The organism is Streptomyces sp. NRRL S-118 (assembly GCF_000716335.1).
Classification (GTDB): Bacteria; Actinomycetota; Actinomycetes; order Streptomycetales; family Streptomycetaceae; genus Streptomyces.
This window is the reverse complement of sequence record NZ_KL591002.1, coordinates 329,406-354,869: the sequence shown is the minus strand read 5'-3', so window position 1 is coordinate 354,869 and position 25,464 is coordinate 329,406. Positions and strand designations below refer to the sequence as shown.

Here is a 25,464-nt window from a genome sequence, read left to right as displayed (position 1 = left end):
AGCCCGGCGCATCACCACCCCCTCCCGCGGACCGTCCCGGGCCGCGGCGAGATCAGCGGGCTCCGCGTGACGCCCTCCGGCCCAGCGCCGGTCGGGTGTCCCCAGCGGACTTCGCACGACCACCCCCTCCCGTGGACCGTCCCGGGCCGCGCCGGACCGGCAGCTCGGCAGCGTCCCCGCCGCACCCGCCAGGGGACTCCTCAGCCGGCGGCGGGTCCCGCGGGGCCCGCCGCGGGGGAGTCCAGCATCCGGCGCAGCAGGTCCCGCAGCGACGTCCGCTCGTCCTCCGACAGGGCGGCGAGCGGCTCGCGGGCGAAGTGCAGTGCGTCCCGCAGGCGGCGTGCGGTGGCGCGGCCCTCGTCGGTCGCGGCCGCCAGCTTCACGCGGCGGTCCGCCGGGTCCGGGCGGCGCTCGACCAGTCCGCGCGACTCCAGCCGGTCGACGATGCCGGTGACGTTCGACGGCTCGCACCGCAGTGACGTGGCGATGTGGCGCATCGGGACCGGGGCGAGCGTCAGCAGCCCCAGGACCCGCGCCTGCGCGCCGGTGAGGGAGTGCTCCGCCGCGGCCTGCTCGTACTCCTCGTGGTAGCGGGCCACGATGGTGCCGATGAGCTCGACCACCTCGCAGGTGAGCGGGTCCGTGCCGGGTCTTCCTGTGCTGCTGGCCATGCGCATCAGGATAACGGGTTACTTGACAACATGAAATATCCAGGCCCATGGTTGTTTCAGATAGTGAAGCAATTCTAGGAGGAACCGCGCCATGTCCGCACTTCCCGCGTCCGGCCGTGAATGGCATCTCGTCGCCCGCCCCCACGGCTGGCCGAAGCCGGAGGACTTCGCCCTGCGTGAGGCGCCGGTCACCGAGCCCGGTGAGGGCCGGATCCTGGTCCGCAACCTCCACTTCTCCGTGGACCCGTACATGCGCGGCCGCATGAACGACGTGAAGTCGTACGTGCCGCCGTTCCAGCTCGACCGCCCCATGGACGGCGGCGCGGTGGGCGAGGTCATCGCCTCCGGCGCCGAGGGCTTCGCGGTCGGCGACCACGTGCTGCACGGTCTGGGCTGGCGCGAGTACGCGGAGCTCGACGCCAAGCACGCCACCAAGGTCGACGGCACCATCGCCCCGCTCTCCGCGTACCTCGGCGTCCTCGGCATGACCGGCATGACCGCGTACGCGGGCCTCTTCGAGACCGCCTCCTTCAAGGAGGGCGACGCGGTCTTCGTCTCCGGTGCCGCCGGCGCCGTCGGCAGCCAGGTCGGCCAGCTCGCCAAGCTCCGGGGCGCCTCCCGGGTCATCGGCTCGGCCGGCTCCGACGAGAAGGTCAAGCTCCTCACCGAGGAGTACGGCTTCGACGCGGCCTTCAACTACAAGAACGGCCCCGTCGCCGAGCAGCTCAAGGAGGCCGCGCCCGACGGCATCGACGTCTACTTCGACAACGTCGGCGGCGAGCACCTCGAAGCCGCGATCTCCCGGCTCAACGTCCACGGCCGCGTCACCATCTGCGGCATGATCGCCGGCTACAACGACACCGAACCGACCCCCGGCCCGCGCAACATGGCCATGGTCATCGGCAAGCGGCTGCGCCTCCAGGGCATGCTGGTCAACGACCACGCCGCGCTGCGGCCGCAGTTCGTCCAGGACGTCGCCGGCTGGCTGGCCTCCGGCGAGCTCAAGTACCACGAGACCGTCGTCGAGGGCATGGAGAACGGCGTCGACGCCTTCCTCGGCATGCTGCGGGGCGAGAACACCGGCAAGATGATCGTTTCGCTCACCCGCTAGGCTCACTCCAGGCCGCCGTGACCGTGGGCGCGAGTCGCGGCGCAACACAGGAGGAAACCTCTTACATGTCCATTCAGCAGTCCGACGTCCTGTACACCGCTGTCGCCACCGCCGAGAACGGCCGTGACGGCCGCGTCTCCACCGACGACGGCAAGCTCGACGTAGTGGTCAACCCGCCCAAGGAGATGGGCGGTTCGGGTGAGGGAACGAACCCGGAGCAGCTGTTCGCGGCCGGTTACAGCGCCTGCTTCCAGGGTGCGCTCGGTGTCGTCGCCCGCCAGGAGGGCGCCGACATCTCCGGTTCGACGGTCACCGCAGAGGTGGGCATCGGCAAGAACGCCGAGGGCTTCGGCATCATCGTCAAGATCTCGGCGAAGATCCCGAACGTGAGTGCCGCCACCGCCAAGGAGCTCATCGAGAAGGCCCACCAGGTCTGCCCGTACTCCAAGGCGACCCGCGGCAACATCACCGTCGAGCTCGCGGTCTGACCGAGCGTATCCGTACGGGCCGTCCCACGGCTCCGGACGACAGGGCCGCACCCCGCAACCGGGGGTGCGGCCCTCGCCGTGTTCAGCGCGTGGTCAGCAGCGCCCGTCCCACCTGTGCCGCCAGCCCCTTGGGGTGCGCCCGGAACAGCGGCTGCGTGCCGAACAGCACGACACCCGGACCGCCGACCACCGAGGCGCGGCCCGCCGCGTCGGCCGGCCCGCCCGTCCCGTCGCCGTCCGGCCGCCAGTGCCCCGCCACGAGCAGGCGCCCCGGGGCGTACGACTGGTGCACGCGCACGTCCTCACCGAGGGCCGTGAACCACACCGGCGCGTAGACGAACGCGTGCGCCGGAGCGCCCGCCGTGAGGGCGTCACCGCGCGCGCCCGCCACCCGCACCACGCCGTTGGCGTCACCGTTGCCCGCCACCGCGGTGGCCGCGAGCAGTCCGGCCGCCGCGTTGAACGCCGCACCGCCGCTGCCGACGCCGACCACGCCGATGCCGCTCGCGTGGAACGCGGCCCGCGCGGCCGGGGTCAGCCCGGTGTAGTCGAGCCCGGCCGAGACGTACAGCACGTCCGCCCGCGACCAGTCGAAGCCCGCGTTCAGCGTGGCCGTCGACACCGGCAGCACCTCGAAGCCCATCTCCCGCAGGGCGAACCGCTCACCGGCCGTCAGCGCCGCCGCCACCCGCGTCCGCCGCAGCGGCTCGCCGCCCCGCTCCCGCGCCGCCTCGAACCGCACGCCGAGCCGCTCGGCCAGGACGCGCGCCGCGCCCCGCGCCGCACCGGGCACGACCGCCGAGCCGTCCTCGGCCCGGCGCACCCGGACGCCCTGCGCGAGCAGCGCGTTGAGCGCCGCGACCTCGCCGGGGTCGGTGAGCGACAGCCTCAGGTCCCCGGACGCGGCGACGTGCCCGGTCGCGCGGGCCGCCCGCACCGGCCGCACCGGTACGCGCGGCGCGGCGTCCCGCACCTCGTCCACGGTGGCGCCCCACAGCAGCGCCAGGCTCCAGCCCGAGATGTCGTACATCGCGGACACGCCCGCGCTGATGTCCCGGCCCTCCGCCAGCATCGCCTGTGCGAGACCGCGCTTGGGCTGGCGCATGTCGACGACGTACGACCCGGCCGGGTAGGCCCGCCCGGCCGCCCGGAAGTCCCGCTCGGCACGCCCCACCCGCACGTCGTTGGCGAGCAGGTGGTCCACCAGCCGCGCCGCGGCCACCGCCGAACGCTGGCCCGTGCCCACCGGGATGACGTACGCCCGCGGGAAGGTGGTCGTGTAGACGTCCTCGGGCCCGATGCCGGGCACGCCCGGCACGGTCTCCTCCGACACCGGCCGCTGCGCCTCCCCGGCGGCGCCCCGCCGGAAGACCTCGATCTGGTCGGCGATCAGGGAGGTGCGGTGGGCGTACGCGTAGTCCAGCGCGGCACGCATCGCCGCGCCGGCGATGCCGGTGTTGATCGCGGCCCGGCGGCGCAGTTCGGCGACGGGCAGGGAGGAGTAGGCGGAGTTGTTCACCGTCAGCGGGAACTCGATGGTGTGCGCGGCGACCGCGCCGTGGAAGGGCATGTACTGCGGGGTGAAGATCGGGGGCCAGTCGTCCCACCCCTCCTGCTGGTCGCGGAAGGGGATGACGGCCGGCTCGACCCCGTCCCGGCCGGGCGTCCAGCCGAGCCCGTTCACCCGCGCCTCCATGCCGAGGGCGTTGGCGTAGGAGTGCTTCAGGAACAGGTCGTACTCGTAGTTCTCGCCGTGCGGCGGGGTCGTCGGCTCGATCAGCGTGCCGTTGACGTACCCGTGCAGGTCGAGCATGACGGCCGGCTGCTTGTCGATCGCGATCCGCCGCACCGCGCGGGTCTCGGGCTGCGAGGCGGTGATGAAGTCGCGGTTCAGGTCGAACCCGGCGGCATTGGCGCGGGTGCCGGCGATCCGCCCGTCGGGGTTGGCCGTGACGTTGATGTACAGCCGCGTGGTGCGCAGCAGCCGGGCGGTCCCGGCGTCCCGGGCGGTCGCGAGCTCCTCGACCAGCCGCAGCGCGGCGTCGGTGCCCTCCCACTCGTTGCCGTGGATGTTGTTGTTGAGGAAGACGGGCGTCTTGTACGCGGCCTTGACGCGCGGGTCCTTGGCCGCGGCGGCGGGCGCGTTCTCGATGAGCTCGCGCATCCGCGCCTGCTCGCGCACCTGCCGGGCGCTCTCCGGCGCGGTGACGGTCACCAGGTACAGCTGGCGCCCCCCGGCGGACCGCCCGGCGACCTCCACGCTGACGCGGTCGCCCAGCCGCTGGAGGGCGTTCAGCCGGGGCGCCAGGGAGTGGTAGGGCGCGAGGCCCAGCTTGACGGAGGCGTCGGCGGGATCCACGGGCGGTGCGTCGAGGACGGTGCGGCGCGGATAACCGCCCTGCGCGCGCATGACGGCCGCCGCGTCCCGGGCCGCCGCGCCGGGCTCGGCCCCGGCCGCGAGCGGCGCCGGCCGGGCGAGTTCCTCGCCCCCTCGCCGTACGGGAGCGGGCGCGGCCGCGCCGGGGCCGGGGACGGCGACGGCCGGCGGGGGCAGGAGGAGCAGTGCCCCCGCGAAGGCGGTGGCGCCGATGAGGAAACGTCTCGGTATGGCCATGCAGGGAGGGTCTACCCTGTCCGCTCCATGACAACAAGAGCGCCTGGCCGCCCGATAGGCTGACCCGTATGCGTGATCTCAGTGTGGGCTTCGGGTATGTGATGAAGGGCCAGCGGTGGGTCGGCCGGCACGGACGGTGGTTCGGCTTCGGGCTGCTGCCCGGCCTGGTCACGCTGGTGCTGTACGCGGGGGCGCTGGTGGGCCTGGTGTACGGCGCCGACGGCCTGACCGCGTGGGCGACCCCCTTCGCGGACGACTGGTCGTCGCCCTGGCAGGGCCTGGTGCGCGGCTTCCTGACCGTTCTGGTGTTCGCCTTCGGCCTGTTCCTGGCGGTCATCACCTTCACCGCCGTGACGCTCCTCGTGGGGCAGCCCTTCTACGAGTCGCTCTCCGAGGCGGTCGACCGCAGCGAGGGCGGTGACGTTCCCCGGTCCGGCCTGCCGCTCTGGCGCGAGCTGTGGATCTCCGCCCGCGACAGCCTGCGCATCCTGGTCCGGGTGGCCTTCTACGGCATCCTCCTCTTCGCCCTCGGGTTCATCCCGGTCGTCGGGCAGACCGTCGTCCCGGTGCTCGGCATCTGCGTCTCGGGCTACTTCCTCGCCGAGGAGCTCACCGCGGTCGCGCTCCAGCGGCGCGGCGTCGAACTCAAGGAGCGCCTTGCGCTGCTGCGCGGCCGCCGCATGCTCACGCTCGGGTTCGGCGTCCCGCTGGCCCTCTCCTACCTGGTCCCGTTCGTCGCGGTGTTCCTGATGCCGGGCGCGGTGGCGGGCGCGACCCTGCTGGTCCGCGACCTGACCGCCCCGGCGGAGCGGGACGCGGACCCGGCCGCTCCCCGGTCGGACGCCTCCGGTCCGCAGGCACCCGCCCCGGCCGCTCCGTACAGCACCCGGAAAGGCTGAACCGCGATGACGGAGCTGATCGCCGTGGCGGCCATCACCGTCCTCGCCGTCATCAGCCCGGGCGCCGACTTCGCCATGGTCGTGCGCAACAGCTGCCTGTACGGCCGCCCGACCGGTCTCTTCGCCGCGGCGGGCGTCGCGGCGGGCGTCCTGGTCCACGTCACGTACACGATGCTGGGCGTCGGCCTGCTGATCGCCGCGCACACCGCGCTGTTCACCGCCATCAAGCTCGCCGGTGCGGCGTACCTCGTCTACATCGGCCAGCGCACCTTCTTCGCCCGCGCGGACGTCACCGTCGACCTCGGGACCAAGGCGGCGCTGTCCCGGTGGGGCGCGCTGCGCACCGGATTCCTGACCAACGTCCTGAACCCCAAGACCACGCTCTTCGTCGTCTCCACCTTCACCCAGGTCGTCGGTCCGGACACCCCGCTGTGGCAGCAGGCGGGGTACGGGATGTTCATGTCGCTGGCGCACCTGGGCTGGTTCGCCCTGGTGGCCCTCTTCTTCTCCCGCACCCGCCTGCGCACCTCCCTGCTCCGGGCCCAGAAGGCCCTGAACCGCACGATCGGCGCCACCTTGGTCGGCCTGGGCGTGACGCTCGGCGTCACCTCCCCCTGAGCGCCACCGCGACGATCGCCCGCACCTGCGCCGTGATGTCGGCGCGGTTGCGCAGGAACTCGGGGTCCGTCACCGCGTCCGTGTTGCCCGCGCCGAACCGGAGCACCGGGGTGTGCACATGGCCGCCGGGCAGGTCCGGCCGCCCCAGCCGGTCGCGCAGCAGGGTGGCGCGGTAGGCGATCTCGTTGGAGAGGTAGTCACCGCCGCCGCCCGCGCGGGCGGCGGACCCGGGCGTCGGGCCGGCCGGGCGGACCACCGGGGCCGTCCCGCCCTGCGGCACCTCGGTCACCGTGGTGTTGTCGTACACCGGGAAGCGTCCCGTGTCCGCCGCCACGATGGCCCCGTACGGCAGGGTCGTCGTCGTCCACTGCGGCTGCGAGGCCGGGTCGGCGACCGGCACGGGTCCGGTGGACGAGAGGTTCTCGTTGTCGGCGAAGCCGCCGCGCCAGGCGCCGTTGAACCGCTCGATGTCGAAGCGCCCGGGGCGGCCCTGGCTCACCGTCGTGAAGAGGTCCACGCTCGGCAGGTGCGGGCGCAGGGTGCGTTCGACCGTGCCGTCCGCGAAGTCCTGCCAGCGGACCGGGAAGACGGCCGTCTCGATCCGGGCCGGCGTCCCGTCCGCCGTGCGGACCAGCGTGCCGTCCAGGGCCAGGGCCGCCGCCCCCGACGGGTTGCTGATGCGGACGTCGCGGTCCAGCGTGAAGGGGTCGAACCCCGTCACGAGGACGCGCTTGACGCCCTTGCCGGGCGGGAAGCGGATCGCGTCCTGGCCGCGGGAGGCGGTCTCCAGCCGCTCCAGGAGCCGGGCCCGCGCGTCGGCCGGCAGGCCGAAGGCGGGCTGCCACGCCCGCAGTTCCCGGGTCAGGGACAGCCGCGCCCAGTACAGCGGGCGGTCGTCGTCCCGGCTCAGGTCGCCCCCGGCGGGGCCGCGCCCCTGCACCCGGTCCACCGCCCGCTGCCACAGGCGGGCGCCGTGCCGTACGACGGCGCGCTCGGCCGCCCCGTACGAGCGCGAGGCGTGCAGGGCGTCACCGAACTCCGCCGCCGCGGTGCCGAATCCGCTGCGCCGCAGGATCTCCTGCGGCACGGCCCTGTCGAGGCGCGCCTCCTCGGCGGTGGGGGGCGCGACGGGCGGCGCGGCCGCCGACGCGGGGCCCGGAGCGGCGAGGGCGAGGGCCGGCAGCGCCAGCAGGGCCGCGCCTAACCGGGCCGCGGGGAGCACACGGGGCGCACGGGCCGGCCAGGACGTGGCGCGGGCGGCGGCCTTCGGCGGCTCAGTGGTCGCGGCGGACGCGGTGGTCGCACGGCGCACACGGGATGCACGGGACACGGGGAAGCCATCCTTCCGTCGGGTCCCGGCACGCTACCGCGCGCCCAACAGCCCCAGAAAGTCCCGGAAAGCAGCCGGCATGTCCACCGACTCGGGGTCCAGCAGCCACTGGTACTGCAACCCGTCCATCACCGCCGTCAGCAGCGGCGCCGCCTGTTCCGGCGTCAGCCCGCCCGGCAGCCGGTCCCCGTACTCGGCCCGCAGGACGCTCGCCATCTCCTCGCGCACCTGGGCGTAGCGCCGGGTGAAGAACGCGCGCGCCGGGTGACCCTCCGTCACGCTCTCGCCGAGCAGGGCCGAGAAGGTCTGCACGATGCCCGGCCGCATGGCGTTGTAGTCCACCAGGGAGCCCAGCAGGTCCAGTCGCCAGCCCTCCCTCGTGCCGCCGCCCGTGTCCCACTGGTCGCGCTCCTCCAGGACCGCGACCAGGAGCGCCTCCTTGGTGGGGAAGTAGTGCAGGAGCCCTTGCTGGGTGAGGCCGACCCGTTCGGCGACCGCACCCAGGGTCGCGCCCCGGTAGCCGCGCTCGGCGATCACTTCGAGGGCGGCCCGCAGGATCTCCGCCCGCCGCTCCCCGCTCCTGGCCCTGGCCGCTGCCATCGCCCTGGTCCCTTCGTCATGTCGCTGCGCGTCAGACCGTACGGCATGCGGGAAGACGTGTATCACGGGAAGATAACGAAAACTACCGATCCACCGGTAGGTGCGCCACCATGAGCGGCACCGCAGCAGCACCCCGACGAGGAGGCACCACGGTGACGGGACACGAACCTCCCCAGGAGCAGGCCCGCGAAGCGGCCGTGGAGGCCGCGCTCGGCAAGCTGGACCTGGACGCGAAGACGCGGCTCCTGGCCGGTCAGGACATGTGGTCGCTGCCGGCCCTCCCCGAGATCGGCCTCGCCTCCGTCGTCCTGTCCGACGGCCCGGTCGGCGTGCGCGGGGTGCGCTGGACCGCCGACGACCCGTCGGTGGCCCTGCCGTCGCCCACCGCCCTGGCCGCCACCTGGGACCCCGCCCTCGCCCGCCGCGCCGGACGGCTCCTCGCCCAGGAGGCCCGCCGCAAGGGCGTGCACGTCCTGCTCGCCCCCACCGTCAACCTGCACCGCTCCCCGCTGGGCGGCCGCCACTTCGAGGCCTACAGCGAGGACCCGTTCCTCACCGGCGCGATCGGCACCGGGTACGTCCTCGGCGTCCAGGACGGCGGGGTCGCCACCACCGTCAAGCACTTCGTCGCCAACGACGCCGAGACCGACCGCTTCACCGTCGACAACACGATCGCCGGCCGCCCGCTGCGCGAGCTCTACCTCGCCCCCTTCGAGGCGATCGTCGAGAACGCCCGCCCCTGGGGCATCATGACCGCGTACAACCAGGTCAACGGCTGCACCATGACGGAGCACCACCATCTGGTGAACGAGGTCCTGCGCGCCGAATGGGGCTTCGACGGCTGCAACGTCTCCGACTGGATGGCCGCCCGCGACACCGGGCGCGCCCTCGCGGGCGGCCTCGACGTCGCCATGCCCGGCCCCCGCACCGTGTACGGCGAGGCCCTCGCCGCCGCCGTCCGGGCTGGCGAGGCCGACGAGAGCGCCGTCGACGCGGCCGTGCGCAACGTGCTGCGCCTGGCCGCCCGCGTCGGCGCCCTGGACGGCGTGCGGCCGGCCGTCACCGAACCGCCGCAGCCCCTCGACGGCGACGCCCTCGCCCGGGAGATCGCCCACCGCTCCTTCGTCCTGCTGCGCAACGACCGCGGCGCCCTGCCCGTCGCACCCGGCCGCACGGTCGCCCTCATCGGCGCCGCCGCCCGCGACGCCCGGATCCTCGGCGGCGGCTCCGCCCAGGTCTTCCCCGACCACGTCGTCTCCCCGCTCGACGGCCTCACCGCCGCCCTCCCGCCCGGCGCGCTGACCTACGCGACCGGCGCCGACCCCAGCGACGAACCGGCGCCCGCGGGGCCGGGCTTCACGCTGCGGGCCGTCTGCCGCGACGCCCGGGGCACCGTCGTCGGCACCGCGCCGCTGCCCAGTGGCCAGGTCCGGTGGATCGGCGACGACCTGCCCGACGGCGTCACCCACGACACCCTGCACAGCGTCGAGATCACCGGCACGTTCACGCCCCGCGAGAGCGGCGAGCACTCCTTCGGCACGCGCGGGCTCGGCGCCTTCACGCTCACCGTCGCGGGCGAGACCCTCTACGACGGCGTCCAGGGGATGGGTGACCAGGCCGACCCGTTCGAGGCGCTCTTCGGCGCCCCCACCGAACGCGGAAGAGTCGCCCTCACCCAGGACGTCGCCGTCGAGGTGTCCCTCCTGCACCCGCTCGACCGCGCCCCCGCGGCGCCACTGCCCGGCGTTCTGTTCTCACTCGTCCACCTCGGCCCGCGCCGCGACCCCGACGAGCTGATCGCCGAGGCCGTCGAGGCCGCCCGCGCCGCCGACACGGCGGTCGTCGTGGTCGCCACCACCGAGCGCGTCGAGTCCGAGGGGTTCGACCGCCGCGACCTGAGGCTGCCCGGCCGCCAGGACGAGCTCGTCCGGGCCGTCGCCGCCGCCAACCCCGACACGGTCGTGGTGGTCAACGCCGGATCCCCGGTCGAGATGGACTGGCGCGACGACGTCGCGGCCGTCCTGCTCAGCTGGTTCCCCGGCCAGGAGGGCGGCGCCGCCCTCGCCGACGTCCTGCTCGGCGCCGAGGAGCCGGGCGGCCGCCTGCCCACCACCTGGCCGGCCGCCCTCGCCGACGCCCCGGTCACCGAGGTCACCCCCACCGACGGCACCCTCGCCTACACCGAGGGCCTCTTCATCGGCTACCGCGCCTGGGAGCGCGCCGGGACCAGCCCCGCGTACCCCTTCGGGCACGGCCTCGGCTACACCACCTGGGAGTACGAATCCCTCGACGTCGCCCCGGAGCACGCCACCGTCCGCGTCCGCAACACCGGCGCCCGCGGCGGCCGCGAGGTCGTGCAGCTCTACGCCGCCCCGATGACCGACACCGTCGAGCGCCCGGCGCGCTGGCTGGCCGGCTTCGCGAGCGTCGGGGCCGGTCCCGGCGAGGCGGTGGACGTGGAGATCCCGCTGCCGCGCCGCACCTTCGAGATCTGGGACGAGGAAGCGGGACGGTGGACCGTCGTTCCGGGGACGTACGAACTGCAGGCCGGGCGTTCGGTCGCGGACCGCCGGCTGAGCGCCACTCTGGAGGTCCGGAAGGAGGCGGGCGGCGACCCGTCCGTGCGGCGCGTCACGAGGTGATGACGCGGTACGCGATCTCCGCCAGCCGCTCCTGGCCGTTCCGGCTGGGGTGGAACCAGTCCCACGGGCTCAGCTGCTCACCGGTGAAGCGGTAGGCGAACACCGCGCCGCCGTCGTACCGGCAGCGCGCGTCCTTCGCGCAGACGTCCCTCAGGACCGTGTTGTACGCCATCACCCGTTCGTGGACCCGGGTGCGCCGCTGCTCGGCGGAGCTGCCCAGGTCGTCGGCGTCGGCGAGCATCGAACGGCACAGGCCGAGCTTCCAGATCTGCTTGCCGAGGGGGTTGCCTCGCCCCTCGGACCACAGGCGCTTGAGGTCGGGGACGCTGGAGACGTAGACCTGCGTGGTGGGGGAGACCTTGCGCAGCTCCCGCATGGCCTGCTCGAAGGAGGCGCGGAAGTCGGCGACCGGAGTCATCAGCCGGGCCGAGTCCCGGCAGGCGTCGTTGGCCCCGGCCATCACCGTGATCAGGCCGGGCTTCTTCGCGGCGGCGAGCGACATCTGCCCGGGCAGCTCGGCCATCCGGGCCCCGGAGCGGGCGAAGTTCCAGCCCGGGGTGCCGAGCCGCGTGGCGAGGCTCTTCACCTGCGCGTCGGTGCCCGTCGCCCAGGACGCCTCGGGGCAGTCGGCCAGCAGGACGCAGGCGTTCAGGCCGCGCGTGATGGAGTCGCCCACGGCGGCGACGGATGCCGGACTGCGGTCCCACACGGGCGTGGGGGAGGGCGACGGGCGGGGTGACGTCTTGCGTGCGCCGCCCTCTGACGGCGTGTCGCATCCGGTCAGCGCGGCCGCTGCCACCACAACCGTCGTCACCCACATGGCTACGGCGGAACGCATGCGTATGGCGGGCATCCTCCCGGCCCTTTCCTCGGAGTCCTGGCGGGTGAAAGCTTGGTGTCATCGGCCGATGGGACCGACCGTACGTCATACCGATCCCCGTGGCGCACGGTAGCTTTTCCCCGTCGAACCTGAAGCGCCCCGGCCAACCGGCTCCGGTAAATTACATCACGTCACATGCTGTCCCTTTTGCGGAGTTTCGCTCCCGATGCTGTTTACTGAGGCCGCTGGGAAAGGCGAACCTCGTCCCACACTGGAGGTCCCGGTGACGACACGTGGAGTCCTGTACGTACACTCCGCACCGCGCGCGCTGTGCCCGCACGTCGAATGGGCGGTGGCGGGCGTGCTCGGTGCGCGGGTCCAGCTCGACTGGATCCGGCAGCCGGCCTCCCCGGGCACCTGGAGAGCCGAGTTCTCCTGGCAGGGCGAACCGGGCACCGCCTCCAAGCTGGCGTCCGCGCTGCGCGGCTGGCAGATGCTCCGCTTCGAGGTGACCGCCGAACCGTCCTCCACCGCGGAGGGCGAGCGCTACAGCGCCACGCCCGACCTGGGCATCTTCCACGCGGTGACCGGCATCCACGGCGACATCCTGGTCCCCGAGGACCGGCTGCGCGCCGCCCTGGCCCGCTCCGCCCAGGGCGAGACCCAGCTGGAGGCGGAGATCGCCAAACTGCTCGGCAAGCCCTGGGACGACGAGCTGGAGCCCTTCCGCTACGCAGGCGAGGGCGCCCCCGTCCGCTGGCTGCACCAGGTCGTCTGACCCCTCCCGCGTGGACCGCCTCTCCCGCACGTCCCGGCCGCCCGCGGACACGGCCCCGGAACACGACGACGGGCCCGCCCCCGACCGGGGGGCGGGCCCGTCCTCATGCGCGTGGTGCGAGGTCAGACCGTGCGGAAGGCGAGGACCACGTTGTGGCCGCCGAAACCGAACGAGTTGTTGATCGCGGCGATCGTGCCCTCCGGCAGCGCGCGCGGCTCGTCACGGACGACGTCGGCGTCGACCTCCTCGTCCAGCTCGTCGACGTTGATCGTCGGCGGGGCCGTGCGGTGGTACAGCGCCAGGACCGTCGCGACGGTCTCGATGCCGCCCGCGCCGCCCAGCAGGTGCCCCGTCATCGACTTGGTGGCCGACACGGCGACGTGGTCCAGGTCGTCGCCCAGGACCTTGCGCAGCGCCTTCACCTCGGCGACGTCACCCTGCGGGGTGGACGTGGCGTGTGCGTTGAGGTGCACGACCTCGGACGGCTTCAGGTCGGTGGTGTCCAGCAGGTTCTGCAGCGCGGCGGCGATGCCGCGGCCCGTCGGCTCGGGCTGCGCGATGTGGTGGCTGTCGGCCGACAGGCCCTGGCCCAGCACCTCGCAGTACACCCGGGCCCCGCGCGCGGCGGCGTGCTCGGCGGACTCCAGGATGACGACACCCGCGCCCTCGCCGAGGACGAAGCCGTCACGGCCCTTGTCGTACGGGCGCGACGCCTTCTCGGGCTCGTCGTTGTTCTTGGACATCGCCATCATGTTGGCGAACGCGGCGACCGGCAGCGGGTGGATCGCCGCCTCGGTGCCGCCCGCGACGACCACGTCGGCGCGGCCGGTGCGGATCATCTCGACCGCGTAGCCGATCGCCTCGGCGCCCGACGCGCACGCCGAGACCGGGGTGTGGACGCCCGCCTGGGCGTTCACCTCCAGGCCGACGTTGGCGGAGGGGCTGTTGGGCATCAGCATCGGCACGGTGTGCGGGGAGACGCGGCGTACGCCCTTCTCCTTCAGCACGTCGTACTGGTCGAGCAGGGTGGTGACACCGCCGATGCCGGAGGCGATGACGGAACCCAGCCGCTCGGGCCGGATCTTCTCGTCCTCGCCCGCGGGCGCGGTGTAGCCGGCGTCGGCCCACGCCTCGCGCGCCGCGATCACGGCGAACTGCGCCGAGCGGTCCAGCTTGCGGGCGAGCGGGCGGGGCAGGACCTCGCCCGGATCGACGGCCGCGGGGGCCGCGATACGGACGGGCATGTCGGCGAAGCGGTCACCCTCGAGGGGCTTGACGCCGGAGCGTCCCGCCAGCAGACCTTCCCAGGTCGAGGCGGAGTCGCCACCCAGCGGTGTGGTTGCGCCGATACCGGTGACGACCACGGTGCGATTGGTCGGGCTCACAGGAATTCTTTCTCCACGTGTATGAGGTATGCGTGAATGCGGCGCCACCGCCGGGTGGCGGACCGATCAGCCCTGGTGCTTCAGGATGTAGTCGGCAGCGTCGCCGACCGTCTTGAGGTTCTTGACGTCCTCGTCGGGAATCTTGACGTCGAAGCGCTCTTCGGCGGCGACGACGACCTCGACCATGGACAGCGAGTCGACGTCCAGGTCGTCGGTGAAGGACTTGTCCAGCTGGACGTCCTCGACCGGGATGCCGGCGATCTCGTTCACGATCTCCGCGAGACCTTCGACGATCTCTTCCTGAGTGGCGGCCATGTGGCGCTCCTTCGGTGTGTTTCTCAGAGGGTGTTTCTCGGGGGTGTGAGGCTGGTCGTCCGGACCGCTTCCGCGGAAGGAACCGGACTGGTGCCTAGGGGAGGGTAACCACCGTCGCGGCGTAGACGAGACCCGCCCCGAAGCCGATGACGAGCGCGGTGTCGCCGCTCTTCGCCTGCCCGGTCGCCAGGAGCCGCTCCATCGCGAGCGGAATCGAGGCGGCCGAGGTGTTGCCGGTGGTCTCCACGTCACGGGCGACCGTGACGTGCTCCGGCAGCTTCAAGGTCTTCACCATCGAGTCGATGATCCGCATGTTGGCCTGGTGCGGAATGAAAACGTCCAGGTCAGCGGCGGTGATACCGGCGGCGTCCAGCGCCTGCTGGGCGACCTTCGCCATCTCGAACACGGCCCAGCGGAACACCGCCTGGCCTTCCTGCGTGATGGCCGGGAACCGCTCGACCTCGCCGTCGCGGTAGTCCGTCCACGGCACGGTCTGCTTGATGGTCTCCGACTTGTCGCCCTCCGAACCCCACACGGTCGGGCCGATCGCGGGCTCCTTCGCGGGGCCGACGACGACCGCGCCCGCGCCGTCGCCGAACAGGAAGGCCGTCGCCCGGTCCTCCAGGTCGGTCAGGTCGCTGAGCCGCTCCACGCCGATGACCAGGACGTACTCGGCGGAGCCCTCGACCACCATGCCCTTGGCGAGAGTGATGCCGTAGCCGAAGCCGGCGCAGCCCGCCGAGATGTCGAACGCCGCCGGCTTCTTCGCGCCGATCTTGTCGGCGATCTCGGTGGCGACGGCCGGGGTCTGCTTGAAGTGCGAGACGGTGGAGACGATCACACCGCCGATCTGCTCCGGGGTGAGCCCTGCGTCCGCGATGGCCTTCCCGGCCGCCTCGACCGACATCGCCGTCACGGTCTCCTCCGGGGAGGCCCAGTGGCGGGTGGCGATGCCGGAGCGCGAACGGATCCACTCGTCGGACGAGTCGATCGTCTCCAGGATCACCTCGTTGGGCACGACCCGGGTCGGACGGTAACCGCCGACGCCCATGATCCGTGCGTACGGGGCGCCCTGGCTGGGCTTGATCTTCGCCATGCTCTGTGGCTCCTTGTTCAGGCGGCGTCAGGCGGCGGGTCGGGCGTGCTCGGCGATGAGCTCGCGCGCCGCGTCGAGGTCGTCCGGCGTCTTCAGCGCGAGCGTCGCCACACCCGGCAGGGCGCGCTTGGCGATGTTGACGAGGGTCCCGCCGGGGCACACCTCGACCAGCGCGGTGGCACCGAGCTGCTGGAACGTTTCCATGCACAGGTCCCAGCGGACCGGATTCGCCACCTGGCCCACCAGACGGGCGACGACGTCGGCGCCCGAGGTGACGGTCCGGCCGTCCTTGTTGGACACGTACGGCACGGCCGGGTCGGCCACCGTGAGCTCGTCCGCCACCTGCTGCAGCGCGGTCACGGCGGGTGCCATGTGCTGCGTGTGGAACGCGCCCGCCACCTTCAGCGGCACCACGCGGCGGACGCCCTCGGGCTTGTCCTGCGCCAGCGCGGCGAGCTGCTCCATCGTGCCGGCCGCGACGATCTGCCCGGCGCCGTTGACGTTCGCCGCGGTCAGGCCGAGCTTCTCCAGGTGCGGGACCGTCACCTCGGGGTCGCCGCCGAGCAGCGCCGACATCCCGGTCTCGGTGACGGCGGCGGCCTCCGCCATCGCCAGCCCGCGGCTGCGGACGAACCTGAGCGCGGCCGTGTCGTCGAGCACCCGCGCGAACGCGGCGGCGGCGATCTCGCCGACGCTGTGACCGGCCACGGCACCCGGGGTGACGTCCCCGAGCGCGGAGGCGGACAGCAGCGCGGCGGCCACCAGCAGCGGCTGGGCGACGGCCGTGTCGCGGATCTCGTCCGCGTCGGCCTTCGTGCCGTAGTGGACGAGGTCGAGCCCGATGGCCTCGGACCAGGCGCCGAGACGGTCGGCGGCACCGGGGAGGTCGAGCCAGGGGGTCAGGAAGCCGGGCGCCTGAGCGCCTTGGCCGGGAGCGACGAGTACGAGCACCCTCACACTCTCTCTTGTGGACGGTCCTGGGCGCCCGTGGAGATTGGGACGAAGAACCGTCGGGCGAATTGTTGGCCTTCGACAAAAGTCTAGGCGCGGGTCACATCTGGATGTCTGCTTCGGCCAACCGCCCCAGGATCAGGGCGATCCGCAGGGTGAAGGCCGACCGTACGTCGGAGGGCGACCATCCGGTGACGTCCGTCACACGTCGCAGCCGGTAGCGGACGGTGTTGGGGTGGACGAACAGCATCCGCGCCGCACCCTCCAGGCTGCTCGCCTGCTCCAGGTAGACGCTCAGCGTCTCCAGCAGGGCGGATCCGGCCTCCTCCAGTGGTCTGTAGATGTCCTCCACCAGCTGCTCCCGCGCCGACGGGTCACCGGCGATCGCGCGCTCCGGCAGCAGATCGTCCGCCAGCACCGGGCGCGGCGCATCCTGCCACGCCGTACACGCCTTCAATCCGGCCGCCGCGGCCTGCGCGGACCGGGTCGCCGCCAGCAGGTCCGGCACGATCGGGCCCGCCACGACCGGCCCGGCCGCGTACGGGCCGATCAGCGCCTTCGCCACGTGCAGCGGGTTGTCGCTGCCGCCCGCGATCACCACCAGCCGGTCGCCCAGCACACCCGTGAGGACCTGGAGCTTGGCGTGCCGGGCCGCGCGCCGGATCGCCTCCACCGTCAGTTCGCTGTCCCCGTCCGGAGCGGTGCCGAGGATCACGCACACGTGCTCCGGGGAGTTCCACCCCAGCGCGGCCGCCCGGGACACGGCGCCCTCGTCGGCCTCGCCCGACAGGACGGCGTTGACCACCAGCGACTCCAGCCGGGCGTCCCAGGCGCCGCGGGCCTCGGCGGCCTGGGCGTACACCTGCGCCGTCGCGAAGGCGATCTCCCGTGCGTAGACCAGCAGCGCCTCGCGCAGCACCGACTCGTCGCCGGGCGCCGCGACCTCCTCGATCGCCGACTCCATGACCTCGATCGTGGTGCGCACCATCTCGACGGTCTGGCGCAGCGTGATCGCCCGGGTCAGCTCGCGCGGCGCCGTACCGAACACGTCCGTGGAGATGGCCTGCGGGGTCTCCGGGTGCCGGAACCACTCCGTGAACGCGGCGATACCGGCCTGGGCGACCAGACCGATCCACGACCGGTTCTCCGGGGGCATCGCCCGGTACCAGGGCAGCGTCTCGTCCATGCGGGCAATGGCGCTCGCCGCGAGCCGCCCGGAGGACTGCTCCAGGCGCTTGAGGGTCGCGGAATGCGAGTGGGCGTCGTTCGCTGCGGGTTCAGGCACGGGACAAGACTGCCTTATCGGGACGGGGGAGTGACCAGCCGGGCCGGATTCCCCGCCCGCCCCGCCCCGGCAGCCCTGTTCTAGGGTGGGCCCGTGATGGATGTACGGCGCGCTGGCGACCGCTACCGCGGGGGCGATCCCGACGCCGGGATCGAGACCCTGCACGCCTTCTCCTTCGGGCGCTTCTACGACCCGGACAACCTCCGCTTCGGCGCGCTCCTCGCGTGCAACGAGGAGCGCCTCGCCCCCGGCGCCGGCTTCGCCGAGCACCCGCACAGCCACACCGAGATCGTCACCTGGGTCGTCGAGGGCGAACTGACCCACCGCGACTCGGCCGGCCACGCCACGGTGGTCCGCCCCGGCGACGTCCAGCACCTCAGCGCGGCCGGAGGGGTGCGCCACGAGGAGCGCAACGACGGCGACGCGCCCCTCGTCTTCGTGCAGATGTGGCTCGCGCCGCTGGAGCCCGGCGGGGAGCCGTCGTACGCCACCGTGTCCGGCATCGACGACTCGACGCCGTACCCCGTGCCGGCGGCGGGCGCGACGCTGCACGTACGGCGCCTGGCCGCGGCGGGCGAGCGCGCGGCCGTGCCGGACGCGCCCTTCGCCCACGTCCACGTGGTCCGCGGACGGGTGCGGCTCGACGGCGCGGAACTGGGCCCGGGCGACGCGGCCCGCATCACCGGCGCCGAGGGCCTGGAGCTGACCGCGGTCGCGCCGTGCGAGGTCCTCGTCTGGGAGATGACCGGCTGACGGCCCGGGCCGGCAGCCCGGCCCGGCCCCCGCTCAGGAGGCGCGCAGCTCCGCCAGCACCGCGTCCGTGAACGGCGGCCACGCCTCGATCGCCCACGGCCCGAAGGCCCGGTCGGTCAGGGCGACGCAGGCACCGCCCCGGCCGTTCCCGCCCGCCCACCCGGCGTCCGGGTCGATCCACAGGAACGTGCCGGACTGCCCGAAGTGCCCGAACGTCCGCGGCGACGACGAAGCCCCCGTCCAGTGCGGCGACTTGGAGCCCCGGATCTCGAAGCCGAGACCCCAGTCGTTGGGCCGCTGGTGGCCGTAGCCCGGCAGGATGCCGGTCAGCCCCGGGTGCACCACCGACATGGCCGCCAGCACGGTGCGCGCGTCCAGCAGCCGCGGCGCCTGCACCTCGGCCGCGAACCGCACCAGGTCGTCGACCGTCGAGACGCCGTCCTTCGCGGGAGAGCCGTCCAGCGTCGTGTCCGTCATGCCCAGCGGCTCCAGCACCGCCTGGCGCACGTACTCCGCGAACGGGATGTCCGTCGCCTTCGCGACGTGGTCGCCGAGCACCTCGAAGCCGGCGTTGGAGTAGATCCGCCGCGTCCCCGGCTCCGCCATGACCCGGTGCTCGTCGAACGCCAGGCCCGACGTGTGGGCGAGCAGGTGCCGCACCGTGGACCCCTCGGGCCCGGCCGGCTCGTCCAGCTCGACCGCCCCCTCCTCGTACGCGACCAGCACGGCGTACGCGGCGAGCGGCTTGGTGACCGAGGCCAGCGGGAAGCGGCGCCCCGTGGGGCCGTGCGCGCCGGCCACCGTTCCGTCCGCGCGGACGACGGCGGCGGCCGCGGTGGGGACGGGCCAGTTCTCGATCATCGCCAGGCTCTGCATGCGTACGAGCGTATCGCCGGGCCGCCGCGCCGCGGATCCGGCCTTGCCTGGAGTGCACTCCAACCTTTTAGCGTGGAGGCCATGACGGTGATCGAGAGCACCCCCGCACGGATGTCGCCCGCCGGCCTCTGCACCGCCCCGCCCCCGCCGCACCCCCGCCCCGACGGGCGGGACCACTACACCATCAGCGAGGTCTCCGCGTGGACCGGGCTGACCGTCCACACGCTGCGCTGGTACGAGCGGATCGGGCTGATGCCGCACATCGACCGGTCGCACACCGGCCAGCGCCGGTTCACCAACCGGGACCTGGACTGGCTCACGTTCGTCGGCAAACTGCGGCTGACCGGCATGCCGGTGGCCGACATGGTGCGGTACGCGGAGCTGGTGCGCGAGGGCGAGCACACCTTCGAGCAGCGCCAGGAGCTGCTGGAGCGGACGCGCACCGACGTGCGGGCGCGGATCGCGGAACTCCGCGACACGCTCGCCGTTCTCGACCACAAGATCGACTTCTATGCGGGTGCCCGCGACCGGGCCCCGGAGAGGACCGCATGAGCATCGAGAAGATCGCGACAGTACGTCTGGGCACCGACGGAGGCCCCGAGGTGGGCGTCCAGGGCTTCGGCGCCATGGGCATCAGCGAGTTCTACGGCGACACCGACGAGGCCGCCGCCCGCGACACCCTCGACGCCGCCCTGGAAGCGGGCGTCACACTGATCGACACCGCCGACATCTACGGGCGGGGCGCCAACGAGGAGTTCCTCGCACCGTTCGTCGCCGCCCACCGCGACGAGATCACCCTGGCGACGAAGTTCGCGATCGAGCGCACCGACGACCCGCGCCACCGGAGCGTCCGCAACGACCGCGCGTACATCAGGTCCGCCGTCGAGGGCAGCCTGCGCCGCCTCGGCGTCGACGTCATCGACCTCTACTACATGCACCGCCGCGACCCCGCCGTACCGCTCGCCGAGTCCGTCGGCGCCATGGCCGAGCTGGTGCAGGAGGGCAAGGTCAAGCACCTCGGGCTGAGCGAGGTGACCGGCGCCGAGCTGCGCGAGGCGCACGCCGTGCACCCGATCACCGCGCTCCAGTCGGAGTGGTCGCTGTTCAGCCGGGACGTCGAGCGCAGCGCGGTCGGCGCGGCGGCCGAGCTCGGCGTGGCGTTCGTGCCGTACTCGCCGCTCGGCCGCGGCTTCCTCACCGGCGCGTTCACCGATGCGGCGAAGGACCTGTCCGGCAGCGACTTCCGGCAGTTCCAGCCCCGCTTCTCCGGCGACAACGCCCGCCGCAACGCCGAACTGCTCGCGCCCCTCCGCAAGATCGCCGAAGCGCACGGGGCGACCGCCGCGCAGATCGCGCTGGCCTGGGTGCAGCAGCGGGCGGCCGTGCACGGCCTGACCGTCGTACCGATCCCCGGCACCCGCAAGCGGGCCCGGCTGCTGGAGAACGCCGCGGCCACCCGCATCACCCTCGGCGCCGACGAACTGGCGCTGCTGGAGCCGATCGCCGCGCAGGTGGCCGGGGACCGCTACCCCGACATGTCCTTCACCTCCGTCGCCCGCGAGGAGTAGACCCTTCCCCCGAGCCGTCGCGTCAGGCCGCGAGGACGAAGACGGCGAACCCGGCCGCGAGCAGTCCCGCCGCCGCCCGCCCGGTCGTCCCCGTCCTCGTCCACGGCGACTCGAAGCCGCGCGCGTACCGTCCGATGAGGACGAGCAGCCCGGCGAACAGCGGCAGCCAGGCGAGCCGTGCCCCGACCCACGCGAGGGTGTCGGGCGCGGTCGTCAGGCCCGGCACCGTGCCCGCGGTCAGCGACGCCGGCACGGCCGCGGCGAGCATCGCCGTCTGGTGCCAGCACAGGATCGTCATCGCCGAGAGATTGACCAGCACGACCGGCGCCCACAGCGCGGGCCGCCGCAGCAGGGCGCCCAGCCGGTCGCGCAGCAGGACCGCGGCACCGCTCTGCGCGGCGGCGAGCGCCAGCACCAGCAGCGACGGCGGGTGCGAGTTGGTGCGGGCCTCGCCCGGGACGCCCACCATGGAGGCCGGGTAGCCGAAGACGGCCAGCAGCACGGCGAACAGCGCCACGCCACCGGCGAGCAGCGCCCACGCCGCCCGCCCGCCCAGCCGCCGCTCACCCCAGCACACGCCGAGCTGGTACGCGAACAGCCAGCCCGGCAGCACGTTCAGCAAGCCCAGCCAGGACGGCATCGTCTCGGCGTACGGCCCGTAGCGCAGGAAGTCGACGGCGGCGACCGAGCCGAGCAGCGGGGCCGCCGCCCCCACCCCGTACCGGCGGGCCGCCCGCACGCAGAGCGGGGTCAGCGCCGTGACGACCGCGTACACCCCCACGAACCACAGGGGCTGGACGACGAGCGTCGAACCGGTGCGGAGCGTGTCGGCGGGCACGCCGGCCCCCCACAGCACCGGCAGCAGTACGGCCCACACGGCGGTGACGCCCAGCACGGGCCGCCCCAGCCGCGCCAGCCGGCCCCGCAGCCACGTGCCCGCCGAGCCGGTGCGCCGCCGGTACGACAGGACCGACGCGTACCCGCCCACCAGGAAGAAGATCCCGAGCATCTGGAGCACCCAGCTGAGCGGCGCGAAGAACCCGAAAGCGGTCAGCGGGCTGGCGTTGTGCAGACCGCCGGCGGAGTCGAGGGTGAAGCCGCCGAGGAGCCAGTGCCCGGTCGGCACGGCGAGCAGGGCCAGGGCGCGCAGCCCGTCGACGGCACGGTCGCGATGCGCGGGCGTACCCGCCTCGATGCGCTCCACGAGGTTCATCGCGCGTTCCCCTCGGCGAGGGTGCCTTCGGCGAGGGTTCCCTCGGCGATGGCGGCGAAGGCCCGCAGCGAATCGGTACCGGGCGCGAAGTAGCCGGTGTGCCCGTGGGCGCCGACAGCCGGCACCGGCCGGGCGCCGAACGCGGGGGCGGCCGGATCGGGGCCGTGCCCCAGCCCCAGGAACCGCGTGTGGGGCACCTTCGAGATCCAGTCCGTCGCGTCCTTGGCGGCCCACACCCGGGCGGTGGTGCGCAGATCGGCCACGTTCTCGGCGCGCATACCGGGGGAGCCGAAGACGACGAGGTCCTTCGCCTTCAGGCGCGGGGCGGCCAGGCCGCACACCACGGAGCCGTAGCTGTGGCAGAACACGGCGGGAGCGGGGGCGCCGGTGGCGGCGAGCCCGTCGGTGAACCGGGTCAGCCGCCCGGCCCCGGCCTCGGCGAGCTCGCCGGCGGCGGCGTCGAGGCCCACGCCGACGGGAGTCGTGTACCCGGCCCAGGCGATGACGGCGGTACGGCCGCCCGTCGCGGCGCGCAACTGCCCGGCCATCCCGGCGGGCGTGCCGTACGGATCGGAGGGGCGGTCGTACGTCCCCGCGTCGATGTCCGAGCCGGGGACGACCACGGCGACGTGCCGGCTGCGCCGCAGGTCCCCGTACACCTCGGCGACCTGGCCGCGGCCGCGCGGGTCGAACGCGAGGATCTGCCGCCCGGCGAGGTGCGCCCAGCGCGGGTCCTGCCGTACCGCCCGGGCGTTCGCCTCGTACCGCAGGGCGACCGGAGCGCCGTCGAGGTTGCCGACCACGGAGGGGTGCCGGCGCGCCAGGCCGTGCCGCTGTTCCGGGGTGAGCGTGCGGAAGAAGGCGGCGATGTCGCGGGGCGCCGCGCTCGCGGGGTCGGGCAGCGCACGCCCCAGCGACGTGTCGGCCCGCCACGCCGTCGTCCCGGGCGGCGGCCCGGTCACCGGCCGCTGCCCGTTCCCGGTGGCCCACCCGGCGGTTCCCGTGACGACCGCCGTCGCGAGCCCGACGGCGACCAGGGTCCTCTTGTACCGGCGCATGGCGCCCCCCTCTGCTTCCTTCGTCCTGTGCGGCGAGAGGAAGGTAGGAGGACGCCCGCCGAGGGAGCGTCACCCCGCGGAGCCAACCGCGGAGTGATACCGGAGTAGGGGGCGTACCCCCCGGGGCGCCTACGCCCCGCCGGGAGAGACCAGGCCCGACTCGTACGCGAAGATCACGGCCTGCGCCCGGTCCCGCAGGCTCAGTTTCGCCAGCACCCGGCCGATGTGGGTCTTCACCGTCTGCTCCGCGAGGACCAGGTGCTCCGCGATCTCCTGGTTCGACAACCCCCGCGCGATCAGCTCCAGGACCTCCGTCTCACGGGGCGTCAGGCCGTTCAGGCGCAGGGTGCGGTCGCGGCGCGGGGCCGGACGGGAGGCGGCGAAGTCGGCTATCAGACGCCGCGTCACCGACGGCGCCAGCAGCGCCTCGCCGGCCGCCACCACCCGGACCGCGGAGATCAGGTCCGCCGGCGGGGCGTCCTTCAGCAGAAACCCCGACGCGCCGGCACGCAGGGCCTCGTACACGTAGTCGTCCACGTCGAAGGTGGTCAGCATCAGCACCTTCGGGCGGTGCGACGCCCCCGGCGGCGACAGGATCTCGCGCGCCGCCGCCAGCCCGTCCATCTCCGGCATCCGGACGTCCATCAGGACCACGTCCGGGTGCGCGGAACGGGCCACGGCCACGCCGGCCCGTCCGTCCGCCGCCTCGCCCACCACGTCGATGTCCGACTGCGCCGACAGCAGCGCGGCGAACCCCGCCCGCACCATGGCCTGGTCGTCGACGATGATCACGCGGATGGTCACGCGGGCTCCTTCACGGTCAGCGGCAGCCGGGCCGCGACCCGGAAGCCGCCGTCCGGCAGCGGCCCGGTGTCCAGCGTGCCGCCCGTCAACCGTACGCGCTCACGCATGCCCACGAGACCGTGACCGGTACCGCTCCCGGGCGGCTCCACGGGCGAACGCCCCCGCGGCGAACCACCCTGCTCGGACGGGCCGTTGACCACCAGCACCGTCAGCCGGCCGTCCGTCACCGTCACCGACACCCGGGTCGGCGCCCCCGGCGCGTGCCGCACCACATTGGCCAGCGCCTCCTGCACGATCCGGTACGCGGAGAGGTCCACCGCCGGCGGCACCGGGCCCAGCTCCGCCGGCAGCGACAACTCGGCCGGAACCCCCGCCCGTACCGTCGCCTCGACGAGCTGCTGCACCCGGTCCAGGCCGGGCTGCGGGGCGCGCTCGCCCTCCGCGCCCTCGCTGCGCAGCACCACCAGCAGCCGCCGCATCTCCGTCAGGGACTCGCGCGCGGCCGCGGCGATCGTCGTGAACTCCTCGCGCGCCGCCTCCGGCAGCCCCTCGATCCGGTACGGCGCCGAATCCGCCTGCACCGTGATCACCGACATGTGGTGGGCCACCACGTCGTGCAACTCCCGCGCGATCCGGGCGCGTTCCTCCAGCAGCGTGCGCCGCGCCCGCTCCGCCTCGCTGATGGTCTCCTGCTCGGCGAGCCGCCGCTGGGCGTCCCCGCGCTCCCGCAGAGTCGCCGTCAGCAGCAGCACGACCCCGGTCAGTACGAAAAGCAGCACGTGGATGCCGTCGCTGCGCCGCTGCGAGATCACTTCGAACGCGCCACCCGCCGCGCCGGTCACCAGCCAGACGCCCAGCAGCGTCCGCCGCGGCTCGCGCAGCCCGACGGCCAGCATGAGCCCCAGGTAACCGACCACGATCATCGGTGTCCACGGCCACGACCGGTCCCCCACTCCGTCCGCGCCCAGCAGCACCAGCGCGCCCAGGACGTCGGCCGTCCCGATGATCCACCACGCTTGCAGCGGCCGGGTCACGGCCAGCAGCAGCGGCGCGGTCTGCGCCGTGGCGAGCGCGCCGGCGAGCGCGCCGTTGACCTGGTAGTCGCCGGCGAGGACGGTGACGGTGACCGGCAGCAGCGACGCGACCAGGGCAACGGCGACGACGTACGGCAGCAGCCGCACCGGGCGCGACCCGGCCTGCGCGAGCAGCGGCGCGCCGGGCTCGGTCGGCGTGCCGAGCGCTGTGCCGAGGGTACGGAGGGACGCGCGCAGAGCGTCGCGCAGGCGGGCGGGCGGCGGGGGCGGGGGCGTGACAAGGGTCTTCATGGCCCTGCCAGCCTAGGCAGCCACCGGTGCCCCCGACGTCATACCGGAGACCGGCAGCCCGGGCCCCACCCGGTACCGGGGTATGACACGCCCGCCGCCTGGGGCCCCGGAGCTCCCGGGGACGGGGGACGGCGGGCGCAGGCGGACGGCGGTCGAGGTTCGGCGGTCGAGGTTCGCCGGTCGAGGTTCGCCGGTCGACGACGGACGGCAGTCGGCGGGCGGCCGCGGTCCGAACCGCCGGGGGCTGAACCTCGCCGCGCCACG

General features: G+C 73.8%; 24 protein-coding genes. 9 read left to right on the top strand and 15 right to left on the bottom strand.

Translation table 11 applies throughout. The annotated features are described in order from the left end of the window. Positions 1 to 200: 200 nt before the first annotated feature. Complete coding sequence (locus IH00_RS0105050; RefSeq protein ID WP_039946397.1) at positions 201 to 671, bottom strand: MarR family winged helix-turn-helix transcriptional regulator; 471 nt, start codon at positions 669 to 671, stop codon at positions 201 to 203. Positions 672 to 762: 91 nt separating this feature from the next. Between IH00_RS0105050 and IH00_RS0105045 the strand changes: the two genes are divergently transcribed. Beyond that, a complete protein-coding gene (locus IH00_RS0105045; RefSeq protein ID WP_031070012.1) occupies positions 763 to 1,782 on the top strand; it encodes an NADP-dependent oxidoreductase in 1,020 nt (339 codons plus the stop codon). 65 nt (positions 1,783 to 1,847) lie between these two features. Next, a complete protein-coding gene (locus IH00_RS0105040) occupies positions 1,848 to 2,270 on the top strand; it encodes an organic hydroperoxide resistance protein (RefSeq protein ID WP_031070009.1) in 423 nt (140 codons plus the stop codon). Between the two features lie 82 nt (positions 2,271 to 2,352). On the opposite strand, the gene IH00_RS0105035 is transcribed toward IH00_RS0105040, so the two are convergent. Then, the gene (locus tag IH00_RS0105035; protein WP_031070007.1) at positions 2,353 to 4,884 is read right to left on the bottom strand and encodes a M14 family zinc carboxypeptidase; all 2,532 of its coding nucleotides are present in this window, start codon (positions 4,882 to 4,884) and stop codon (positions 2,353 to 2,355) included. Between the two features lie 68 nt (positions 4,885 to 4,952). Between IH00_RS0105035 and IH00_RS0105030 the strand changes: the two genes are divergently transcribed. After that, positions 4,953 to 5,783: an EI24 domain-containing protein gene (locus IH00_RS0105030; protein WP_031070004.1), complete on the top strand. Its 831-nt coding sequence runs from the start codon at positions 4,953 to 4,955 to the stop codon at positions 5,781 to 5,783. A 6-nt stretch (positions 5,784 to 5,789) separates the two neighbouring features. Beyond that, positions 5,790 to 6,401, top strand: coding sequence for a LysE family translocator (locus IH00_RS0105025; RefSeq protein WP_031070002.1), 612 nt, complete (start codon positions 5,790 to 5,792; stop codon positions 6,399 to 6,401). Here IH00_RS0105025 and IH00_RS0105020 read toward each other — a convergent pair. Together IH00_RS0105020 and IH00_RS0105015 are read right to left on the bottom strand one after the other, a co-directional pair. Further along, on the bottom strand, positions 6,388 to 7,623 hold the full coding sequence (locus IH00_RS0105020) for a pyroglutamyl-peptidase I (RefSeq protein ID WP_031069999.1): 1,236 nt from the start codon (positions 7,621 to 7,623) through the stop codon (positions 6,388 to 6,390). The genes IH00_RS0105025 and IH00_RS0105020 overlap by 14 nt on opposite strands. Before the next feature lie 141 nt (positions 7,624 to 7,764). Continuing rightward, positions 7,765 to 8,331: a TetR/AcrR family transcriptional regulator gene (locus IH00_RS0105015; RefSeq protein ID WP_031069997.1), complete on the bottom strand. Its 567-nt coding sequence runs from the start codon at positions 8,329 to 8,331 to the stop codon at positions 7,765 to 7,767. 110 nt (positions 8,332 to 8,441) lie between these two features. Here IH00_RS0105015 and IH00_RS0105010 point away from each other — a divergent pair, with 110 nt between their 5' ends. Continuing rightward, positions 8,442 to 10,973, top strand: coding sequence for a beta-glucosidase family protein (locus tag IH00_RS0105010; RefSeq protein ID WP_107064401.1), 2,532 nt, complete (start codon positions 8,442 to 8,444; stop codon positions 10,971 to 10,973). Here IH00_RS0105010 and IH00_RS0105005 read toward each other — a convergent pair. Then, positions 10,963 to 11,811 (bottom strand): SGNH/GDSL hydrolase family protein, encoded by an 849-nt coding sequence (locus tag IH00_RS0105005; protein ID WP_031069994.1) that lies wholly within the window; start codon positions 11,809 to 11,811, stop codon positions 10,963 to 10,965. The two genes, IH00_RS0105010 and IH00_RS0105005, sit on opposite strands and share 11 nt — an antisense overlap. Before the next feature lie 265 nt (positions 11,812 to 12,076). Here IH00_RS0105005 and IH00_RS0105000 point away from each other — a divergent pair, with 265 nt between their 5' ends. Beyond that, positions 12,077 to 12,571 (top strand): DUF3145 domain-containing protein, encoded by a 495-nt coding sequence (locus tag IH00_RS0105000; protein ID WP_031069992.1) that lies wholly within the window; start codon positions 12,077 to 12,079, stop codon positions 12,569 to 12,571. Between the two features lie 122 nt (positions 12,572 to 12,693). Here the strand turns inward: IH00_RS0105000 and fabF are convergent, their stop codons facing one another. From fabF to IH00_RS0104975, 5 genes are all read right to left on the bottom strand, one after another. Then, positions 12,694 to 13,956 (bottom strand): beta-ketoacyl-ACP synthase II, encoded by a 1,263-nt coding sequence (gene fabF, locus IH00_RS0104995; RefSeq protein ID WP_031069989.1) that lies wholly within the window; start codon positions 13,954 to 13,956, stop codon positions 12,694 to 12,696. A gap of 66 nt (positions 13,957 to 14,022) precedes the next feature. Next, entirely contained in the window at positions 14,023 to 14,271 is a 249-nt protein-coding gene (locus IH00_RS0104990; RefSeq protein ID WP_031069987.1) for an acyl carrier protein, read from the bottom strand. Positions 14,272 to 14,365: 94 nt separating this feature from the next. Next, the gene (locus IH00_RS0104985) at positions 14,366 to 15,367 is read right to left on the bottom strand and encodes a ketoacyl-ACP synthase III (RefSeq protein ID WP_031069985.1); all 1,002 of its coding nucleotides are present in this window, start codon (positions 15,365 to 15,367) and stop codon (positions 14,366 to 14,368) included. A 27-nt stretch (positions 15,368 to 15,394) separates the two neighbouring features. Next, entirely contained in the window at positions 15,395 to 16,318 is a 924-nt protein-coding gene (locus tag IH00_RS0104980; protein WP_031069984.1) for an ACP S-malonyltransferase, read from the bottom strand. A gap of 100 nt (positions 16,319 to 16,418) precedes the next feature. Then, positions 16,419 to 17,603 (bottom strand): PucR family transcriptional regulator, encoded by a 1,185-nt coding sequence (locus tag IH00_RS0104975; protein ID WP_031069982.1) that lies wholly within the window; start codon positions 17,601 to 17,603, stop codon positions 16,419 to 16,421. Between the two features lie 96 nt (positions 17,604 to 17,699). Between IH00_RS0104975 and IH00_RS0104970 the strand changes: the two genes are divergently transcribed. Further along, the gene (locus IH00_RS0104970; RefSeq protein WP_031069980.1) at positions 17,700 to 18,356 is read left to right on the top strand and encodes a pirin family protein; all 657 of its coding nucleotides are present in this window, start codon (positions 17,700 to 17,702) and stop codon (positions 18,354 to 18,356) included. Positions 18,357 to 18,389: 33 nt separating this feature from the next. On the opposite strand, the gene IH00_RS0104965 is transcribed toward IH00_RS0104970, so the two are convergent. Further along, positions 18,390 to 19,232, bottom strand: coding sequence for a serine hydrolase domain-containing protein (locus IH00_RS0104965; protein ID WP_031069978.1), 843 nt, complete (start codon positions 19,230 to 19,232; stop codon positions 18,390 to 18,392). Positions 19,233 to 19,313: 81 nt separating this feature from the next. On the opposite strand from IH00_RS0104965, the gene IH00_RS0104960 reads away from it, so the two are divergent. Together IH00_RS0104960 and IH00_RS0104955 are read left to right on the top strand one after the other, a co-directional pair. Next, complete coding sequence (locus IH00_RS0104960; RefSeq protein ID WP_031069977.1) at positions 19,314 to 19,784, top strand: MerR family transcriptional regulator; 471 nt, start codon at positions 19,314 to 19,316, stop codon at positions 19,782 to 19,784. Further along, positions 19,781 to 20,800: an aldo/keto reductase gene (locus tag IH00_RS0104955; RefSeq protein ID WP_031069975.1), complete on the top strand. Its 1,020-nt coding sequence runs from the start codon at positions 19,781 to 19,783 to the stop codon at positions 20,798 to 20,800. Before IH00_RS0104960 ends, IH00_RS0104955 begins: the two co-directional genes overlap by 4 nt. A gap of 22 nt (positions 20,801 to 20,822) precedes the next feature. Here IH00_RS0104955 and IH00_RS0104950 read toward each other — a convergent pair whose 3' ends face one another. The 4 genes from IH00_RS0104950 to IH00_RS0104935 form a co-directional block, all read right to left on the bottom strand. Then, the gene (locus IH00_RS0104950) at positions 20,823 to 22,013 is read right to left on the bottom strand and encodes an acyltransferase family protein (protein ID WP_031069973.1); all 1,191 of its coding nucleotides are present in this window, start codon (positions 22,011 to 22,013) and stop codon (positions 20,823 to 20,825) included. Beyond that, the gene (locus IH00_RS0104945) at positions 22,010 to 23,071 is read right to left on the bottom strand and encodes an alpha/beta hydrolase (protein ID WP_031069972.1); all 1,062 of its coding nucleotides are present in this window, start codon (positions 23,069 to 23,071) and stop codon (positions 22,010 to 22,012) included. The genes IH00_RS0104950 and IH00_RS0104945 overlap by 4 nt, the downstream gene beginning before the upstream one ends. 129 nt (positions 23,072 to 23,200) lie before the next feature. Beyond that, positions 23,201 to 23,875, bottom strand: a complete 675-nt coding sequence (locus IH00_RS0104940; protein WP_031069970.1) for a response regulator — start codon at positions 23,873 to 23,875, stop codon at positions 23,201 to 23,203. Continuing rightward, positions 23,872 to 25,200 carry a sensor histidine kinase gene (locus tag IH00_RS0104935; RefSeq protein WP_031069968.1) on the bottom strand — a complete coding sequence of 443 codons (1,329 nt, stop codon included), beginning with the start codon at positions 25,198 to 25,200 and terminating at the stop codon, positions 23,872 to 23,874. The genes IH00_RS0104940 and IH00_RS0104935 overlap by 4 nt, the downstream gene beginning before the upstream one ends. Positions 25,201 to 25,464 lie beyond the last annotated feature (264 nt).

Bases quoted from the DNA above. Each gene is read 5' to 3' on its own strand.
- IH00_RS0105050 (WP_039946397.1), bottom strand. From the start codon at position 671: ATGGCCAGCAGCACAGGAAGACCCGGCACGGACCCGCTCACCTGCGAG.
- IH00_RS0105045 (WP_031070012.1), top strand. From the start codon at position 763: ATGTCCGCACTTCCCGCGTCCGGCCGTGAATGGCATCTCGTCGCCCGC.
- IH00_RS0105040 (WP_031070009.1), top strand. From the start codon at position 1,848: ATGTCCATTCAGCAGTCCGACGTCCTGTACACCGCTGTCGCCACCGCC.
- IH00_RS0105035 (WP_031070007.1), bottom strand. From the start codon at position 4,884: ATGGCCATACCGAGACGTTTCCTCATCGGCGCCACCGCCTTCGCGGGG.
- IH00_RS0105030 (WP_031070004.1), top strand. From the start codon at position 4,953: ATGCGTGATCTCAGTGTGGGCTTCGGGTATGTGATGAAGGGCCAGCGG.
- IH00_RS0105025 (WP_031070002.1), top strand. From the start codon at position 5,790: ATGACGGAGCTGATCGCCGTGGCGGCCATCACCGTCCTCGCCGTCATC.
- IH00_RS0105015 (WP_031069997.1), bottom strand. From the start codon at position 8,331: ATGGCAGCGGCCAGGGCCAGGAGCGGGGAGCGGCGGGCGGAGATCCTG.
- IH00_RS0105010 (WP_107064401.1), top strand. From the start codon at position 8,442: ATGAGCGGCACCGCAGCAGCACCCCGACGAGGAGGCACCACGGTGACG.
- IH00_RS0105005 (WP_031069994.1), bottom strand. From the start codon at position 11,811: ATGCGTTCCGCCGTAGCCATGTGGGTGACGACGGTTGTGGTGGCAGCG.
- IH00_RS0104990 (WP_031069987.1), bottom strand. From the start codon at position 14,271: ATGGCCGCCACTCAGGAAGAGATCGTCGAAGGTCTCGCGGAGATCGTG.
- IH00_RS0104985 (WP_031069985.1), bottom strand. From the start codon at position 15,367: ATGGCGAAGATCAAGCCCAGCCAGGGCGCCCCGTACGCACGGATCATG.
- IH00_RS0104970 (WP_031069980.1), top strand. From the start codon at position 17,700: ATGGATGTACGGCGCGCTGGCGACCGCTACCGCGGGGGCGATCCCGAC.
- IH00_RS0104965 (WP_031069978.1), bottom strand. From the start codon at position 19,232: ATGCAGAGCCTGGCGATGATCGAGAACTGGCCCGTCCCCACCGCGGCC.
- IH00_RS0104960 (WP_031069977.1), top strand. From the start codon at position 19,314: ATGACGGTGATCGAGAGCACCCCCGCACGGATGTCGCCCGCCGGCCTC.
- IH00_RS0104955 (WP_031069975.1), top strand. From the start codon at position 19,781: ATGAGCATCGAGAAGATCGCGACAGTACGTCTGGGCACCGACGGAGGC.
- IH00_RS0104950 (WP_031069973.1), bottom strand. From the start codon at position 22,013: ATGAACCTCGTGGAGCGCATCGAGGCGGGTACGCCCGCGCATCGCGAC.
- IH00_RS0104945 (WP_031069972.1), bottom strand. From the start codon at position 23,071: ATGCGCCGGTACAAGAGGACCCTGGTCGCCGTCGGGCTCGCGACGGCG.
- IH00_RS0104935 (WP_031069968.1), bottom strand. From the start codon at position 25,200: ATGAAGACCCTTGTCACGCCCCCGCCCCCGCCGCCCGCCCGCCTGCGC.